The organism is Streptococcus sp. oral taxon 431 (genome assembly GCF_023110115.1).
Lineage (GTDB): Bacteria > Bacillota > Bacilli > Lactobacillales > Streptococcaceae > Streptococcus.
Window position 1 is genome coordinate 1 of the sequence record NZ_JALDVP010000007.1, and the last position, 17,780, is coordinate 17,780.

The window sequence follows — 17,780 nt, forward strand, 5'->3', positions numbered from 1 at the left end:
TTGTTGTTGGAGCTTCAGTCGTTGTTGGAGCTTCAGTTGTTGTTGGAGCTTCAGTTGTTGTAGTGGTTGTCGTTGTTGTAGTGGTTGTCGTTGTTGTCTTATCACCGCTACCTTCACCTGAACCAGTCTCTAAACGAGTAAGTTTAGTGATTGAACGTTCTTCAGGGAAGTTAGTTGCTTTCCACTTCAATGTGTTAGCTACTTTAGTACCTTTTGGAAGGTCGTTAGTAAGTTCAGTTGTGTACTCAATCCACATTGGCCAGTTCCAGTTATCACCAAAGTTAAATGTGAATCCTGTGATTTGACCTGCTTCATTTCTTGTGAATACAGCTGTCTTAGTGAAGTTGTCAGTTGGGTTCAACTTGAACAATTCGTTTTCACTTTGGATTTTGTTTGGTTGAGTTGCGTAACGAACAGCACGCAATGAACCCTCTACAAGAACTTGACCGTTATCGCTGAAGTCATCAGTAATAACCAAGTTATTCAATTTATCTTGAACAGCGTTCAAAAGGATACGCCATTTGATACGTTTAGGGTTTTGTTGGTCTTGGTAACCATATTTGTATTCGTAGTCATCTGGAACACCTACATATTTCTCATAGGTTACATTGTAAGTTTCTTCACCAAACTTAAATGTGTACTTACCAGAATCAGTCCAAGTTTTTGCATTCGGACGAACTGAGTATTTCAAAGACATGACTTTGTCTTTGTAGTTTTTAGAGAAGTAGTCCGTGAAAGTAATGGTTACTTTACCTGTACTTGGATCAGTTACTGCATCACCAACCTTTTGACCGTCGGCGTGAAGGATTGGGAACTCAAGTTTAGTAACAAGTTCCAATTCTTTTGGAAGGTCCAAAGTCAAAGTATCCCCAGCATTGATCTGTTGTGAGTCTGGGAAAGTAAGGCTATTTGTTGCCTCCAAGACACGACCAGTCGTAATCTTTTTGTCCGCAGTTATAGGTTGACCATCAACCTTAACTTCTGTGTTCATAGTATATTGAGTTACTTCAGTAGCGAAAACTGTCGTCAGTGTTGCCAATGAAAGAACCAAGATACTTAACATCGCTAAAATGCGCGTAGCGCTAAGCTGTGAATTCTTCATCACAATAAACTCCTTTAATTTAATCTGATATATCATAGCATTTTTTAGTTTCTTTTACAAGTCTTTTAAAGGGTTTTTTAAAAGATTTTTATTTTTCTGCTAGAAATATTATTATTTTTGTTTTATATTGTCTCTTTTCGACAAATTTCATCTTCTATGGTCATCTTTTTTCTCGCGAATACCGACCAAAGTTAAGAACATCATCAAGATTCCAAGTAGGCTGATCCACCAGTTTGACTGCTCTCCAGTCTCTGGTAAGAGCTGGTCTTGGACAACTGGTGCTTCAACTGTTTGAGGTTTTTGAGCTGAAACTGCCAATGGCTTCATCTCCTCCAGTTTAGGAGATGGAACTGGTGCTGATGGTTCTTGTTTTGATTGTTCAACCAGGGTCCCTATTTCAATAATCTCTGCTTGTGGTTCTTCTAGGATTTCTGAGCGAATCAATTCTTTCTTAATCACAACTCCATTCTGCAAAGTCAAACGATACATATATTGACGTTTTCCTGGTTTTCCTTTTTGTAGAAGAATTTGTGTACCTTTAGCAAACTTAGGATTTTCAACTATTTGTTTTTCAAAGTCAATCTCTTCTACTTGGATGTTTTCTTCTATAATTATAGAAGAAACTTGCTTGGTTCCGATCTCAGTGATCTCTGCTTGTGGTTCTTCTAGGATTTCTGAGCGAATCAATTCTTTCTTGATCACAACTCCGTCCTCAAGAGTCAAGCGATACACATCTTGTCGTCTACCTGCCTTGCCTTCTTGTAAAACATTCACAGTTCCTTTTGCTAGCTCTGCATTTTCAACTGTTTGTTTCTCAAAGGCTACTTCTTCTGCTTGGATGAGTTCCTCTGTTGTAATAGTAGGAATTCGTTTTGTTCCAACTAAGATTACACGAGCCACTGCTTTTCTGATTACCGTGGTATCTACCAATGTAGAAGAAAGCTCTTCGTCATTGAAGTAGTATTTCTCAAACGTTCTGTGAATTAGTCCATCTTGACCTTCTTGGAAGACTCTAGTTTCACCTTCTGGTAAGCTATCATCATTGCGATATTCTGTTTGATGACTAATGACTTCATCCTCAGTCACCAAGACAGTACGCTCAACTCCAGCACCCACTACAAGAACTTGGTTGATAGGTTGAGTCGTGATAACAGTTCTTAGATACTCACGTTGAGTTTCTTTACCATTGACATAGGTTACTTTATAGTAGTCTGTTTGAGTTCCTTCTTGGCCTTCTACTTCGACCAGACGATAGCTAACAGGCTTAGTCTTGTCCTCACGAACGATGGTGTTGTAAGGAATCGCACTGGTTAAGCTGATCTCTTTGGTTTCAGTAACTTGAGAACCGATATGGATAATCTGCTCAAGGGCTGGACGCAACTCTTTGACGCTAATCAAGTCCGTCTTGACTAAGATGCCATCTTTATAAGTAAGCTGATAAATTTTTTCTACTAAACCAGCACGACCTTCTTGAACAAGCTTACGTTCACCCTTTGGAATATTTTCATCAATAACGGTAACTGTTCTAAAGTTAGTCTCTTCAGTTCGCGTTTCCTGCTTCACTTTAACATTTGGAACATGTTTTGTCCCAACTAAAATGATGGTCGGAATTGCTTCTCTGACAACTTTACTTTCGATTAGTTTTGAAGAACGTTCTTCATCATTGAAGTACTGTTTCTCAATTGTCTTATGGATGAGTCCATCTTGACCTTCTTGAAGAACCTTTGTTTCACCTTCTGGCAAAGTATCGTCGTTACGATATTCAGTTGAACTTGTGATTCTTTCTTCTTGGATTTCGAAGATTGTACGCTCAATTCCAGAACCTTCAACTAGGACTTTATTGACAGGTTGAGTTGTAATGACTGTTCTGAGGTGCTCACGCTTGGTTTCCTTACCATTGACATAAGTTACTTGATAGTAGTCTGTTTGAGTTCCCTCTTGGCCCTCTACTTCAACAAGGCTGTAACCAACTGGCTTGGTCTTATCCTTACGAATAATAACATTGTACGGAATTGGACTTGTTGTGTTGATTTCCTTGGTCTCAGTAACTTGCGTACCGATATGGATAATCTCATCTTGAACTTTTTGAACTTCCTTGCTACTAATCAAGTCTGTCTTAATCAAGACTCCGTCTTTGTAGGTTAGTTGGTAAACTTTCTCAATGAGACCATTTCGTCCTACTTGAACTACCTTAGTTTCACCTTTTGGTAGGTTTGGATCTTCGATTTTTTGAGTCTTGTAGGCAATCTTCTCAGTTTGAGTATCCTGTTCTACCTTGATGGTTGGTACATGTTTTGTACCTACCAAGATGATCGTTGGAGTTGCTTCTTTGATTAGTTTGCTGTCTATTAATTTCGTAGAACGCAATTCGTCATTGAAGTATCGTTTTTCGATCGTCTTACGAAGGAGGCCTTCTTCTCCAACTTGAGAAATCTTAGTTTCACCTTCTGGAATAGTGTCATCATTTCGATACTCAGTTGAGCTTGTAATCTTATCTTCTTGAATTTCAAAGAGAGCACGTTCTACTCCAGCACCTTCGACAATCACCTTGTTAATAGCTTCTCTAACGACTGTTGTCTTCAAATGTTCCCGTTTGGTTTCGGTACCACTGATGTAAGTTACTTTATAGAGGTCTGACTTCTCACCGTCTTGACCTTCTACCTCAGTCACTCGGTAGCCGATTGGCTTCGTGGTGTCTTTACGAACCTTAATAGTAAATGGAATTGGACTTGTCTCGGTTGCTTCTCTAATTTCTTTGATACGAGTTCCAACTTGGATGATCTCATCTACTGGATCTGTAGTAATGTTAGATTCTACAAATGTACGAGATGTCTCTTCTCCATTCACTTTCGTTACAGAGTAACGATTTGTTTTCTGGCCTTTCTTACCTGCCTGGATAACCTTAGTTGTCCCTGCAGGAAGCTGATCTGAAAATTCTTTGAGAGTATTGTAATCGATTGATTCTGTCTCATCTACAAGTTCAGTGGTTTCAACAATAGGTGTCGCATTTCCGACACGAACGACACGGTTGACTGCATCTGTAATCTTATGTTCAGAAACGATGGTACGACCGATTTCTTTACCATTTCGATAGCTTACCAAGAAAGTACGGATAATTTGTCCTGGAGTTCCTTCTTCATCGACAACACTTTCTCCTGCTGGAAGTGTATTGTCTGAGACATAAATCGTCTTGAATGGAACGTCAACCTGTTCATCCAATGTACGTTCTGTCATCTTAGAAGTACCGATTACTGTGATTTCGTCTACAGCTTTTGGATCCTCAACTTTTGAGATTTCTTTACGAGCAACTTCTACATCGTCCTCATAGGTCACTTCATAAGTTGTTGTGATGGTACCAGGAGATCCGACTTGAGTAATCTTGCTGTAGCCTTCTGGTTGGGTTTCATCTTTTTCGATAACCTTGTTGAAGTCTTTTTCTTCGACAACAACTACGGATCTGATTGATACAACCACACCTAGACCTTTAACAACAATCTTGTTCTTCTTCTCTTTAAGGACATTTTCATTGACCAAGGTACGGTCAACGAGTTCATCATTGAGGTAGGTAAGTTTATATTGACTTTCAATACGACCTTTCTCACCTTCTTGACGGACTTCTTCGTAGCCTTTTGGTTTCGTATAATCATATTCAACCACAGTTTCAAAGTCTACATCTTTGATTTCAGTAGTGTATTCTACTTTTTCTACTGCACTACCAACTGTGATAATGCGTTTGACTGGTTGGTCAATCACTGTTTCAGACGTCAAAGTCTTACCGGCTTCCTTACCATTCAGTTTTCTGATTTGGTAAGTCTTTTCAACAGAACCATTCTTACCAGCTTGATTTTCAAATTGATAAGTTTTTGGTTTTGTTGGGTCAGTTCTGATTTCTGTTTCGTATGCAACAGTTTCTTTCTCAGTAACAGTCTCAAATGTTTCTGTCGCTGTACCAATCAAGACGATTTCTCTCGTAGGCTCTTGAATTACTTCCTCAGATTCAATCTGACGACCTACAATTGTATCACCAACTTTGGTAATCTTATAAACATTAACTTTCTTACCAGGTACACCTTTTTGTACAGTTTCTTTAAATCCGATAGGAAGTTCATCTGTCTCACGAGTTTCGATGATGTACTCTGTCGTTGTTGTTGTACGAAGTGTTTCAACCGTTTTATCACCAACGATATCTACTGGAGCTAGTGGCTTCCCATCTAGAGTATTACGTCCAAGGAAGACATTATTACTCTTAGCATTTAAGTTCACCCAATCACCATTGTATAGTCTAAAGAAACCATTCTTGTTTGGTGTGTCGGCGATGAATTTATTGTCTGTAGCTGTTACTTTAACAGTGTCGTTTAGACGGTTGATACCAAAGAAAGCTTGCATTATGTCTTTGATAACTCTACCGTCCGTTTTACGGGTAACATCATAACGTTGCCACGGCTCATTGTCTTTATACTTAAAGGTATTGCTATTGACATCAATAGAAGCTGCGTTTGTACTTTCAATCGCAACCGCATTTTTCCATCTAGACTTAATCTTAGAAACGGTCAACTCATTGTTGTCAATATTGATACTTCCTCTAGTCTTAGTAAATGGTACTTTTGTAACCTTGTTGACACGTTTTCCAGTAGTACGGTCAATAACACTTGCTACATAAGTTGTATCATCATTAATGTAAATCGGTAACTGCTTGATGTCATCTACTTCAATCTTATTTCTTGAAATAGTGATATCACCTGAACCACCACCTTCAACACCTCTAGATGCTTGAGCAGTATTGTTGTTGACAGAGATGATATAGTCTGTCGAATCACCAGTGATGGTGTTTCCTTCAATGTTTAGACTATAATCATTTGAACTTTCGTTGTTTCTAAAGAGAATACCAAATGTTCCTAGTTGTCCATCTTCAAATGGTTTTGTCAAACCTTCAATGGTGTTATTTGAAATAACGTAACGACCTTTATCAAGAGGTTTGGTCCATTTATGGTTTTTCTCATTTGTCAGGATAGAGATGGCTGTGTAACCACGGTAACGCGCTGGATCATCATCATCATTTTCCAACTTAGAGTTTGGATCTTGAGTTACCTTGTTGTTACGAATAATGACATCTGTCATCGGATTGGCACGGTTATAAACCTCGATACCATTCAAACGGTCTCCGAGTGAAACGTTATTTTCGATGAGAATCTTATTCCCGTCGTGAATATCCAAGCCTTTACGGTAGTTGTAGTTTGTATAGTTTCCAGTATAGGTAATACCATCATTGTAAGAACCAGCCATTGAGGCTGCACCATATCCAGTACCACCGTCCAACACATGACCGTTGTATGACAAGATATTATTGTCTACCACAAAATTACGTTGGTAACCGAACATAACACCAGCAACACGGTTGTTATGAAGGAAAGAGTTGGTTACCTTGTTACCGTCCATGATAGGAACATCTGGATCTCCGATAGACTTGACTTCATTTGAAACCTTCTCAGAGATACTGCTGTAACGGATTGGTCTACCGCTAGCATCATACTCTTGAGCTGTCGCCTTGCTTGAACTAAAGAAGACACCGGCTCTGTTAAATTTCATAGCACGAACATCATTGATCGTAACATTTGAAGAATCGTTTACGTAGATACCGTTTGAACGTCCAAAGTAAGATTTTCCTTTACGGTAAAACTCATTATCCTTAGTGTAGTCTGATGAATCATAGGCATGCTCAACAGTTAAGCGGCCTACAGTAAAGTTATTCTGATTTTGAATGAGGACCGCAGACTCGTAACGGTTATCCGTCAAGTTTGTTTCAGGATCGTGCTCTCCATCTTGCTTTTTGTTAAACACGATTTTTGTATTGTTACGACTTGGACCACTACCAATCAAACCTTTTACATTGGCATAGTTCTCATCGATAACCAAGGTTTTCTTCAAGAGGACATTCCCTGAAACCATTACGGCAGCTCCACCCTCAACCTCATTGGCTGCTTTCAGAGCTTTTTGAAGAGCATCACTTGCTTCAACCTTACCAGTTGTATCTAATCCGAAATCTGTAGCTTTTACATACTTACCGTATGTTGCATCTTCATATACGTTTGTATTGCTAGCTGCTCTTCTACGACGAGCTCTAGGAGCTGCTGATTCATCTTTAGGAGCTTTCGGTTCCTCTTTAGGAGTCGTTACCCCCTCTTGAGGTGTCTCTGACAACTTTTTCAGTTCTTCTTCAGGTGTTGTTTCTGCTGCTGGTTTTTCTACCTTAGGCTGTTCTGCTTTTGGCTGCTCACTTGTTGGTTGCTCTTGGACAGATTGTTCCGCTTTTGGTTGTTCTGCTACTGTTTTTTCTTCAGCAACTTCCCTCTCAGCAGGAGACTTGTCTGCTTCCTTTTCTGCCACTTCCGTTGTAGAAGTAGTGTTTTCCGGCGTTAAAGCTGCAGGCTTTCCCTTATTAGCAACCGGCTCTTTCTTATCATTAGCAGTGGCTTCACTCTTTTGATTGGTGTTCTTATTTAATGAAGTTGCTTTTTCATCCTGGTTTTGCACAACTGTGTTATTTGAGAAATCAGTTGTATCAGCTTTAACATGCATTTGACCTAATTGGAAAGTGGTTAAAATCCCAATTGTCAATAGTGAATATTTTGTTGATTTCCTAATATTCATTTTCTTTTTCTCCAAACTCTCATCTAGCCATCATCTCTTTATAAGATTTGAATTATGCATAAATATCCTTAGACTCCCTGTTTTAGGGCGCAAAATATTTATTCTATACTATTCAATAATACAGTGATAGAGGGCGAAAGTCAATAAATTTTAACCAAAATTTTTATTTATCCAACTAAAACTTTTCATTTACTATTTTTTCTAAAATTTGTGTCTTTTTGGTACTTTTTATTCAAAAAAGCTAGGAATTTTTCCTAGCTTTTTTGGGTTCTTTTATACCAATTTTTCAAAGACTTCTGAGAAATTTTTGCTAATAGTTTCAAGCGAAACTTCTACTTCTTCTCGAGTTTGGTTGTTCTTAACCTTAACTTGTCCACTTTCAATTTCACTCTCTCCTAGGGTGATTAGGGTCTTAGCCTCAAAGACGTCAGCTGACTTGAACTGCGCTTTGAGTTTACGGTTGAGATAATCACGCTCTGCTTTGAAGCCTTGTTGGCGCAATGCTTGTACCAACTCCAAGGCTTTCAGATTAGCCTCTTCACCAAGGACAGCGATATAGACATCTAGGGCGTTTTCGATAGGTAGGGCCACACCTTGCTTTTCAAGGACTAAAAGAAGACGCTCTACACCAAGTCCAAAACCAAATCCAGCAGTTTCAGGACCGCCAAAGTAGGCAACCAAGCCATCGTAGCGACCACCTGCACAGACTGTTAGAGCATTGCCCTCAATCTCTGTGATGAACTCGAAAATGGTGTGGTTGTAGTAATCCAGACCACGCACCATATTGATATCAATGATATAGTCTACTCCTAGATTCCCCAACATCTGACGAACAGCATCAAAGTGGGCTTGGCTTTCTTCATCCAGGTAATCCAAGATAGATGGTGCATTCTCCACTGCCACCTTGTCTTCTTTTTCCTTCGAATCCAAGACACGGAGAGGGTTTTCCTCCAAACGACGTTGGCTATCCTTAGATAATGTCTCCTTGAGCGGTGTTAAGTAGTCAATCAAGGCTTGACGGTAGGCTGCACGACTTTCAGGATTTCCAAGAGTGTTGAGGTGTAGTTTGACGCCTTGAACACCGATTGCTTTCAAGAAGTGGGCTGCCATAGCGATCGTTTCTACATCGGTAGCTGGATTGCTAGAGCCAAAGCACTCCACACCAATCTGGTGGAATTGGCGTAAACGACCTGCTTGTGGGCGCTCATAGCGGAACATTGGACCCATGTAGTAAAACTTGCTTGGTTTTTGAACTTCTGGTGCGAAGAGTTTGTTTTCCACATAAGAACGAACGACTGGAGCCGTTCCTTCTGGGCGGAGGGTAATATGACGATCACCCTTGTCGTAAAAATCATACATTTCCTTAGTTACGATATCGGTTGTGTCTCCAACAGAACGACTGATGACTTCATAATGCTCGAAAATAGGGGTACGCACTTCTGCGTAGTTGTAGTGTTTGAAGATTTCACGCGCAAAGCCTTCAACGTACTGCCACTTGGCAGACTCAGCAGGTAAAATATCCTGCGTTCCTTTTGGTTTTTGTAATTTCATAGAAAATCCTCTTTCTAACTTAATAGTCCTATTTTACCATAAATAAAGGGATTGGGACAGTCAGAGGAGTAAAGAAATAGCTTTAGTCTATTCCTCTTTCATCTAGTCTCTGGACAAATAGCAAATGTCAGCCAGTATTTACAATCTAAGCCAGGCATGATACAATGAAAACCATCAGATATACCAAGGAGAACTTATGAAAAAGAATATCTTGACAACCCTTGTTGCTGCCCTTGTCTACTTTCTCTGTATCGGAGTGGGGGTTCTACTAGGGAACCTTGTCGACCACACTGGAAATATGTTTTACGCCCCTGCCTTTTCTGCTCTTGTGGGTGGTAGCGTCTATATGATCCTTTTAGCCAAAGTGCCTCGTTTTGGAGCTATTACTTCGATAGGACTTGTGATTGCTCTCTTTTTCCTCGGGAGCAAGCATGGTGCTGGAGCCTTTCTGCCAGGAATTATCTGCGGTCTTGTAGCAGATGGCATTGCTCACCTAGGACATTACAAGGATAAGGTTAAAAACCTTCTTTCCTTTCTAGTTTTTGCCTTTGGTACTACTGGTCCCATCCTACTCATGTGGTTGACCCCTCAAGCCTATATCGCAACTCTAGTCGCTCGTGGAAAATCTCAGGACTATATCGATCGCATTATGGTTGCACCGAATCCTGCCAACATCCTCCTCTTCATCACAAGTGTTCTCATCGGCGCTTTACTTGGTGCCCTGATTGGACAAGCACTTAGTAAGAAATTAGCACATAAAACATCATAAAAAAGAGCCAGATGGCTCTTTTTTATTTATGACTTAATTTCTTGGTCAAGAAATCTCCCAAAAATTGGATAGAAAAGATAATCAAGATAATGATGAGGGTCGCAAGAATAGTCACATCGTGATTGTAACGGTTAAAACCATAAGCTATAGCTACGTTACCGATACCTCCAGCCCCAACTGCTCCCGCCATAGCTGTCTCACCGACTAGTGAAATCAAGGTTACAGTCGTCACGCGGATCAAATCTGGAAGTCCTTCTGATAGGTAAACACCCACAATGTCCCAGAATGTTGCTCCGCTAGCTTGAGCCGCTTCAATGACACCACCATCAAGCTCTGATAAAACTACTTGAACCTGACGAGCAAAGAAGGCAAAAACTGCAAAAGAAAGTGGTACGATAGCCGCATTTGGCCCGATACTTGTCCCTACGATCAAATGAGAGAAGGGTGACAAGACAGCCAAGAGAATGATAAAAGGAACTGCACGGAAGATTGAGGTAATCTTATCCAAAACCCAAAAAACAACTTTATCTTCTAAGACGCCACCCGGTCCAGTTAAGACGAGGAAAAGTCCTGCAACTAGTCCTAGGAATCCTCCAATAACAAAGGAAAGAACTGTCATATAAAGCGTTAAGTAAATAGCTGTCCCCCAGCCCGCTTGGCCTAACCAACCCATCTTGTAGACGTTTGGTAAATATGTTTGGATCAAGTCTGCCATCTTACTGTCCTCCCTTCAATACTTTTAGTTGTACACCAGCCTGATGGATAGCCTCTTGAGCTTTTGCCAGCGCTTCTTTTTCTCCAGACAAAACAACCACAAGCTCACCCACAGGAGTACCATCCAAAATTTCAATGTTCCCATAGAGAATATTGGCTGTTACTTGGTAGTGTTTGTACAATTCATTCAAAAGTGGCTCATCTGTAGAAGCGCCTGCATACTTGAGTTGTACCAAAATGCTATTTTCAGATAAGTGCTCCACGATTTCTTGCTTTTCAATCTTGACCATAGCTTCATCGATACCAGTAGCCGTTGAGATAAAGTCCTGGGTCAATGGTTGCTTAGGATCTGAGAAGATTTCAAGAACGCTACCTTCTTCAATCAAGCGGCCATCCTGCATGACTGCCACACGATTAGCAATGTCTTTGACAATCTGCATCTCATGTGTAATTAAGACAATGGTCAAACCTAGTTTACGGTTCAAATCTTGTAAAAGAGACAAGATTTGTTTAGTCGTCTTAGGGTCTAGGGCAGAAGTTGACTCGTCAGAAATCAAGATTTTTGGATCATTGGCCAAGGCACGCGCAATAGCTACACGCTGTTTTTGTCCACCAGAAAGTTGTGAAGGATAGTTTTCAGCACGGTCAGCCAACCCGACCAAGTCTAATAATTCAGCCACTTTAGCCTTCTTATCTTTCTCACTAAGTCCAGAGTGTTTGAGGGCAAAAGCTACGTTTTCCTCTGCTGTCTTCTGACTCATAAGGTTAAAGTGTTGGAAAATCATCCCAATATCCTGACGTTTGCGACGTAATTGTCCGGCAGTTAAGGTTTCTTTACCATCGAAAATCACATCATCATCAACGGTAATTCTACCTGCAGATGGTTTTTGTAAAAGGTTAATAACACGAACCAAGGTTGATTTCCCTGCTCCAGAATATCCAACAATCCCGTAGATATCCCCTTCTTGGATGTGAATGGTCACATCCTTGACCGCTGTGATAGTTCTCTTCTTTTGGTGGAAAGTCACATCGATCTGGTCTAATTTGATAATGTCTCTACTCATAACTTCTAATCAGCTCCTCTACTAATTCAATATGGGTGTAATAATCGGCGATTCGCACATTTTCATCTCCACCATGGTCTCGGCTATTGGCATTTCCTAGACCAAAGGCAACCATAGGTACTTCTAAGGCATCAAATACCGTATGCATAGGACCTGTACCAGCCGTTGTTGGCAAGACAGACACGCCCTGTGGATAGAATTTCTTAGCCAGCTCAATCACATTGATAATGGCCGGTGCACTCATGTCACTTCGATAGCTCATCTCACCCAAAGTATAGTACAATTCTACCTTATCAAAGCCATTTTTGTCTAGTTGTTTTCGGATTTTCTCCAAAACATCATGGGGTTCAAGCCCCGGAACCAAACGGACTTCTAGCTTGGCACTAGCCTCTGCTGGCAAAATCGTTTTAACTCCTTGACCTTGATAACCAGACTGAATTCCTTCGATATTGAGCGCTGGCTCAAAAAAGAAACGTTTTAGAAAGGCTGTACGTTCCTCTTGTAAAAGTGGCAATTCCAAGCCATAAATCTGACTGATTTCCTCTGGATTGCGTTGGGCATAGGTTTCAACCAAGGCTAACTCACGTTCGTTAGGCTCTTGGACCTCATCGTACAAGCCTTCTACCAAGATACGGCCATCGGCAGCGCGAAGGCTAGTCAAAGCTTGAATAAGATACCATGGAGCTGATTCGATGACTCCACCATAGCTAGAATGGATATCGACATCTGCACTCTTGACCTTGGCATCAAAGGTCACAATCCCCTTATTTCCGCCTGAGATTTCTAGCTGCTCTAAGGCATTTTTTGTCCCTTGTTCCCAGACTAATAAATCAGCACCACGAAGTTTATCAGCATGCTTTTCTAGATATTTATCCAAATCCATAGAGGCCGATTCCTCAGCCCCTTCCATGATGAAGCTAATATTGACAGGAAGATCATCATGGTGCTGCATATACTTTCTCAGTGCACTCAGTCTAGCTGTGATATGTCCCTTGTCATCATCAACCCCGCGTCCATACATAATGCCATCACGCACAGAGAGTGTAAAAGGATCCTCGGTCCAAACTTGATCACCATCTGCTGGTACTGTGTCATAGTGGTTGTAAAAAATGATAGTCTTGGCATTTGGTCGTGAACTTTTGAAATGTGCCATGACAAAAGGCGCTGTATAGCTCTCGTCAACCTCAACTTCTGCACCAACACGTTTAAAAATCTCACCTAGATAACGAGCCACCTCTTTCAGGCCGACTTGTTGGGCAAAGACTGATTTTTTAGAAATCAAGGTACGCAAAACTTCAAAATAATGTTGTGCTACATGATCCTTTTCAAACTTTTCAATTTGTTCTTCTTGGCTAGGGAAAACCATTTTCTCTCTACCTTTCTACTAGGACTTGTACCTTTAGAATCAATACAAGTGGATTTCATTTGTTTTAGGCTCTATATAAAAGCAAGAGGTGGAAAAATCTCTCCCACCTCCCTGTGTTTATTACCAAACTGGTTGATCCAAGCCGTCTGAAGTTTCTTCGATGACTTTTTTCACTTCGTCAGTGTGATAAGCTGCGATAATTTTCTTGATTGCATCAGCTTTAGGTGATGATTCCCAATCTTTTTTCGCAACGATGATGTTATACCATTGTTTTGAGTTTTCGTCAGCTTGCTCTTTAAAGAGTGCTTTCTTGTAGTCCAATTTTGCTTCTGTAACAAAAGTGTTGTTTACAACAGCTGCATCAACTGATGACAATGAACGAGCTGTTTGGCTAGCGTCCAATTCAGTGATTTTCAAGTTCTTTGGATTTTCTGTGATGTTTGCGATTGTCGCAAGTGCAGTTCCTGAAACATCCAACTTGATCAAACCAGCTGATTGAAGCAAGTAAAGAGCACGGCTTTCGTTTGTAGCATCGTTAGGTACTGCGATTTCACCGTTATCTGGGATTTCTTCCACTTTAGTGTACTTGTTTTCACTTCCGTTTAAACCTGAGTAAAGACGGATTGGTGAGATGTAAGTATCTGCAATCGCTACAAGATCTTTACCGTTTTCTTTGTTCCAGTTGTTCAAGAAGTTGTAGTGTTGGAAAGCGTTCAAGTCTACTTCACCATCAGCAGTTGCTTTATTTGGTTGTGAGTAGTCTGTAAACTCTGTGAATTCCAATTTAATTCCGTCTTTTTCAACTAATTCTTGAACTTTGTCCCAACGTGCTTCTTCTGAACCGCTACGGTTTACAGTTGCGATTTTAACTGTAGTTGTATTGTCCGCTTTCTTGTTTGAATTTCCGCAAGCTGCAAGTGTAAGGCCTGCTACTGTAGCAATCGCTGCTACGCCTAACCATTTTTTGATTTTCATGATTCATTCTCCTTTAAAAATAATACCGTAATAGTATCTCATACTTTATTTGATTTCGCAAATTGTTAATAGATAGGAAGGCATATAGTTTGAAACTATACATATTAAGCTGATATTAGACCTATCCCCGGATCTATCATTCTACAAAAAAGCCATCTAGCTGATTGCTAGATAGCTTTTAAGATTTATTCACCTTGTCTTCTGCGTCGTGTTACGATGCCTGCTAAGCCGAGACTCGCAAGTAAACCGTAAACTCCAAACAGAGTCGTTTGTTCATCTACACCTGAGTTTGTTCCTGTATTTGGCAATGCTTTAGTAGAAGCTTTTTCTCCAGGTTTATTAGCTTCTGCACCTTGAGGTTTATCAGCAAGTTTACGAAGATCAAATTCTGGAAGTGGGTCTTGAATTGGTGCATTTTTTGGTAGCCCAATAATCATTCCGTCTTTTTCTGCCACTTTCAGCATATTTTCTGCTTCAAGTACATCTAATAAAGCTTGTAGCTTCGCTTTTGCTTCTGCTAGAGCTGTTTGAGCCAATTTCAACTCAGCTTCTGCTTGATCACTAACTTTCTGTGCATTTGCTTTATCAGTTTCTGCTTGCTTCAAGGTTGTTTCCAAAGCTGATGCTTGACCTTTCAAGGCTTTTGCTTTATCGCGTTTTTCTTCTGCATTTTTAATAGCTGTAGCCAATTCTGCTACCTTGGCTTGCAAGGCTTTTAGATTTTGACTTGCTTTAGTTGCTTCTTGTGATTTTGTAGCAACTAAGTCAGCTTTTGCTTTCGCATCTGCAGTCAAGGTTGCCAAATCAGATTTCGCTTGTTCCAAGTCCTTTTTAACTTGTTCACGAGAACTTACTAAATTATTGGCTTGTTTATTTAATTTATCCAAGTTTGCTAACAAGTCTGCTTTTTTATTTTCAGCAGCTGCTTTTTTAGCATCTTTATCAGCTTTTTCTGCTTTCAATGATTCAAGTTCAGCCTTAATGTCAGCAGATTTGTCAATAACTGTTTTTTCAACGTATACAAAGTGATGCTCAGGCAAGAACTTCATGCGTTTACCATAGAAAGTCGGATGCAATTTATCATCTTCCTTAAAGGCATAGAAATTAGATGTGTATTCCTTCACTGTTTCAGGTGAATAGGCATTACTTGTATATGTATAATAAATGTTATTAGGATTTTTTCCTTCAATCGTTCCTTGGGCAACTCCTACTTTCCCTCCAACCGGTGTAAGAAGGGCTCTGCGGTGTCCGTAGTCGATTCCTTTTATATTATTAAAGTCTGCATACCAAGCTAAAAGGGATTCATAAGCAAACTGTTTATAACTCATAATCTTATCGTAATTATAAATCGTTTGACCATTTTTAACTTCCACAAAGTTTGGTCCACCATCGGATCCAGGAATTAGATCTTTCATTCCAATATTTTCTACACGAACATCTTCTCCATCTGGGTGTGTGAACTTGGTATCATGGCTTAAAACTCCAGTGGTAGCCATTTCATTTGAACGTTCTTCTGCATGTTTAATGTAGGCTTCGTCTAGAGCTAAGTCTTGTGTAACACCATTAGCGCGACGGAGTTCATTTGCTACCTCAATGAAAGCTTCTGTCAATTTGCGATTATCCACAACAAACTTAAAGACTGGTCTTGTTTTATATTTGTGATTAACTGCATCATATGGGTTTGCATTATAATCAGCTAAAGCCTTAGTGAAGCGTTTCATTTCTTCAGTTGCTTCTACTTCAACTTCACGAACACCTTGGAAGGCAACATTCTCCATCAAAGGATTACCTGAGGCGTCTTTAGGACGATATTGCTTGTTATAGTCATAACCATCCTCAGATGCTGGAGCTTTACGACCTTGTTCTTCTGGATTCAAGACTTTTTTCAAAACTGTTGGTTTGTAATTGTCAAGTTCCTTTTGTTTATCTGCTATCTTATTCGCTACTTCACTTGCTGCTTTAGTCTGCTCTTGAAGAGACTGCTCTGCCTTTTTAACCTCTTTTTCTGTATTAGAGATTTGATTTTTAAGACTTTCATCAGTCATACCATCTAGTTCAGCTTGTTTAGCTTTTACCTCTGCCGCTTTAGCATCACGCTTTTCATTGGCAGATTGGCTAGCTTCTTTAGCTACAGTTTCTGCAGATTTAGTTGCTGTTGCTGTAGATTCTGCATTTGCCAAAGCTTTGTCAGCTTCTGTTTTTTCAGCGCTCTTCTCAGATGCTACTTTTGATTCTTCTTCGATGATAGCATCAGCATTTTTAGCGATATTGATAGCTTCTTTTGTCTCAGCAACCTTTTTATCAGCCTTGGCTAAGTCCTTTTTAGCCTCCGCTTCTTTTGAAGCTTTTTCATCTACAGAGGCTTGAGCTTTCTTAACTTCCTTTTGCGCATCTGTAATCTGTTTTTCAGATGATGATGGTGCAACAGCTTTTTCCTTAGCATCTACAGGCTTTTCATTAGCTTGAACTTCCTGATTTATCGCACTTGCTGCTAACAAAGCAGTCGCTAATGTAAATGAGGATAGAAACTTTTTGTATTTCATGACAATCTCCTTTAAAGGTATTATATACTATTATAATCTATGTAAGCGCCTTCTGTCAAAGAATATGAGGTAAAGAGGTCGTTTTTTTGAATGTGCTTACATAAAAATACCCCTGTCACTAACAGAGGTAATTTTTAACTATTTAATATCAGCTTCTGCTGGGAGGTAAGAGCCACCAAAGAACTGTTGAGATAGTTTTTCAAGCGTTCCATCTTTATAGAGTTCTTGGATGCGTTTGTCCACAAAAGCCTTCAACTCATCTTGACCTTTGGCAAGAAGTGGGTAAACATAAGGTTGTTGGTCACTTGGGAGTTCGATGACTTTCAAATTATCCAAACCTTGGTTTTTGATAACTGTCTCTACACCGATCTTGTCAAAAATCTTATAGTCAAATTGTCCATCGCTCAAACGAGACATGATTTGTTGGAAATCTGCCTTAGTATAATTAAGGATAGTTGGATTGTCCGCATGTTCTGTGTTGTATGCTTCCAATTGTTTAGCTGAGGTTGTTCCTTGAACGACTTCAGTGGATTTTCCACCGATATCATCAAGAGACTTGATGCTAGTGTCGTCCTTCTTCACAACAAGAACGTTAGGGTTTTTAGCAGTTGGCGCTGCGTAGAGGTATTTCTCTGCACGTTCTTTGGTATAACTAAGGTTATTAACGGCCATTTGGTAACGATCGCTATCAAGTCCTGGGAAAATCCCTGACCACTCTGTCTTTTCAAACTTGACAGTATACTTGTCTGAGTCTTTAAAGATAGCACGAACAAGTTCAATCTCGTAACCTGTCAATTCACCATTTTCTTCATAGATAAATGGTTTTGGTGATCCATTAGTTGCTACAACGATTTCTTTCTTACCAGATGTTGCTTCACCAGATGCAGCCTCTTTCTTCTCACCACCTGAGCAAGCTGCTAATACACCTGCGGCAACAAGCCCTAGGGCAGCAAGTGATGAATATTTAACGATTTTTTTCATGATATTTCCTCCAAAATAAGATACAGTCTTATCTTAACAGAAAAAAAGTAATTGCGCCATTATATGA

Annotated in this window: 10 protein-coding genes; 1 reads left to right on the top strand and 9 read right to left on the bottom strand. The window is 40.0% G+C overall.

The annotated features are described in order from the left end of the window. From M1F91_RS07920 to hisS, 3 genes are all read right to left on the bottom strand, one after another. A partial coding sequence (locus M1F91_RS07920) for a collagen binding domain-containing protein (RefSeq protein WP_247913248.1) occupies positions 1–1,102 on the bottom strand: 1,102 nt, incomplete at its 3' end. Between the two features lie 147 nt (positions 1,103–1,249). Further along, positions 1,250–7,750: a G5 domain-containing protein gene (locus M1F91_RS07925; protein WP_247913249.1), complete on the bottom strand. Its 6,501-nt coding sequence runs from the start codon at positions 7,748–7,750 to the stop codon at positions 1,250–1,252. 273 nt (positions 7,751–8,023) lie between these two features. After that, positions 8,024–9,301 (bottom strand): histidine--tRNA ligase, encoded by a 1,278-nt coding sequence (gene hisS / locus M1F91_RS07930; RefSeq protein ID WP_247913251.1) that lies wholly within the window; start codon positions 9,299–9,301, stop codon positions 8,024–8,026. 196 nt (positions 9,302–9,497) lie between these two features. Between hisS and M1F91_RS07935 the strand changes: the two genes are divergently transcribed. Continuing rightward, positions 9,498–10,070 carry an MptD family putative ECF transporter S component gene (locus tag M1F91_RS07935; protein WP_247913252.1) on the top strand — a complete coding sequence of 191 codons (573 nt, stop codon included), beginning with the start codon at positions 9,498–9,500 and terminating at the stop codon, positions 10,068–10,070. A 22-nt stretch (positions 10,071–10,092) separates the two neighbouring features. Here M1F91_RS07935 and M1F91_RS07940 read toward each other — a convergent pair whose 3' ends face one another. The 6 genes from M1F91_RS07940 to M1F91_RS07965 form a co-directional block, all read right to left on the bottom strand. Continuing rightward, on the bottom strand, positions 10,093–10,785 hold the full coding sequence (locus M1F91_RS07940; RefSeq protein ID WP_247913254.1) for a methionine ABC transporter permease: 693 nt from the start codon (positions 10,783–10,785) through the stop codon (positions 10,093–10,095). Position 10,786: 1 nt separating this feature from the next. Then, positions 10,787–11,848 (bottom strand): methionine ABC transporter ATP-binding protein, encoded by a 1,062-nt coding sequence (locus M1F91_RS07945; protein WP_070676986.1) that lies wholly within the window; start codon positions 11,846–11,848, stop codon positions 10,787–10,789. Further along, a complete protein-coding gene (locus tag M1F91_RS07950) occupies positions 11,841–13,214 on the bottom strand; it encodes a M20/M25/M40 family metallo-hydrolase (RefSeq protein ID WP_247913256.1) in 1,374 nt (457 codons plus the stop codon). Before M1F91_RS07950 ends, M1F91_RS07945 begins: the two co-directional genes overlap by 8 nt. Before the next feature lie 120 nt (positions 13,215–13,334). Beyond that, positions 13,335–14,189 carry a MetQ/NlpA family ABC transporter substrate-binding protein gene (locus M1F91_RS07955; RefSeq protein ID WP_247913257.1) on the bottom strand — a complete coding sequence of 285 codons (855 nt, stop codon included), beginning with the start codon at positions 14,187–14,189 and terminating at the stop codon, positions 13,335–13,337. 185 nt (positions 14,190–14,374) lie between these two features. After that, complete coding sequence (locus M1F91_RS07960) at positions 14,375–16,732, bottom strand: hypothetical protein (RefSeq protein WP_247913258.1); 2,358 nt, start codon at positions 16,730–16,732, stop codon at positions 14,375–14,377. A 138-nt stretch (positions 16,733–16,870) separates the two neighbouring features. Continuing rightward, the gene (locus M1F91_RS07965) at positions 16,871–17,713 is read right to left on the bottom strand and encodes an amino acid ABC transporter substrate-binding protein (protein WP_247913259.1); all 843 of its coding nucleotides are present in this window, start codon (positions 17,711–17,713) and stop codon (positions 16,871–16,873) included. Between the last annotated feature and the right edge of the window lie 67 nt (positions 17,714–17,780).

Bases quoted from the DNA above. Each gene is read 5' to 3' on its own strand.
- M1F91_RS07925 (WP_247913249.1), bottom strand. From the start codon at position 7,750: ATGAATATTAGGAAATCAACAAAATATTCACTATTGACAATTGGGATT.
- hisS (WP_247913251.1), bottom strand. From the start codon at position 9,301: ATGAAATTACAAAAACCAAAAGGAACGCAGGATATTTTACCTGCTGAG.
- M1F91_RS07935 (WP_247913252.1), top strand. From the start codon at position 9,498: ATGAAAAAGAATATCTTGACAACCCTTGTTGCTGCCCTTGTCTACTTT.
- M1F91_RS07940 (WP_247913254.1), bottom strand. From the start codon at position 10,785: ATGGCAGACTTGATCCAAACATATTTACCAAACGTCTACAAGATGGGT.
- M1F91_RS07945 (WP_070676986.1), bottom strand. From the start codon at position 11,848: ATGAGTAGAGACATTATCAAATTAGACCAGATCGATGTGACTTTCCAC.
- M1F91_RS07950 (WP_247913256.1), bottom strand. From the start codon at position 13,214: ATGGTTTTCCCTAGCCAAGAAGAACAAATTGAAAAGTTTGAAAAGGAT.
- M1F91_RS07955 (WP_247913257.1), bottom strand. From the start codon at position 14,189: ATGAAAATCAAAAAATGGTTAGGCGTAGCAGCGATTGCTACAGTAGCA.
- M1F91_RS07960 (WP_247913258.1), bottom strand. From the start codon at position 16,732: ATGAAATACAAAAAGTTTCTATCCTCATTTACATTAGCGACTGCTTTG.
- M1F91_RS07965 (WP_247913259.1), bottom strand. From the start codon at position 17,713: ATGAAAAAAATCGTTAAATATTCATCACTTGCTGCCCTAGGGCTTGTT.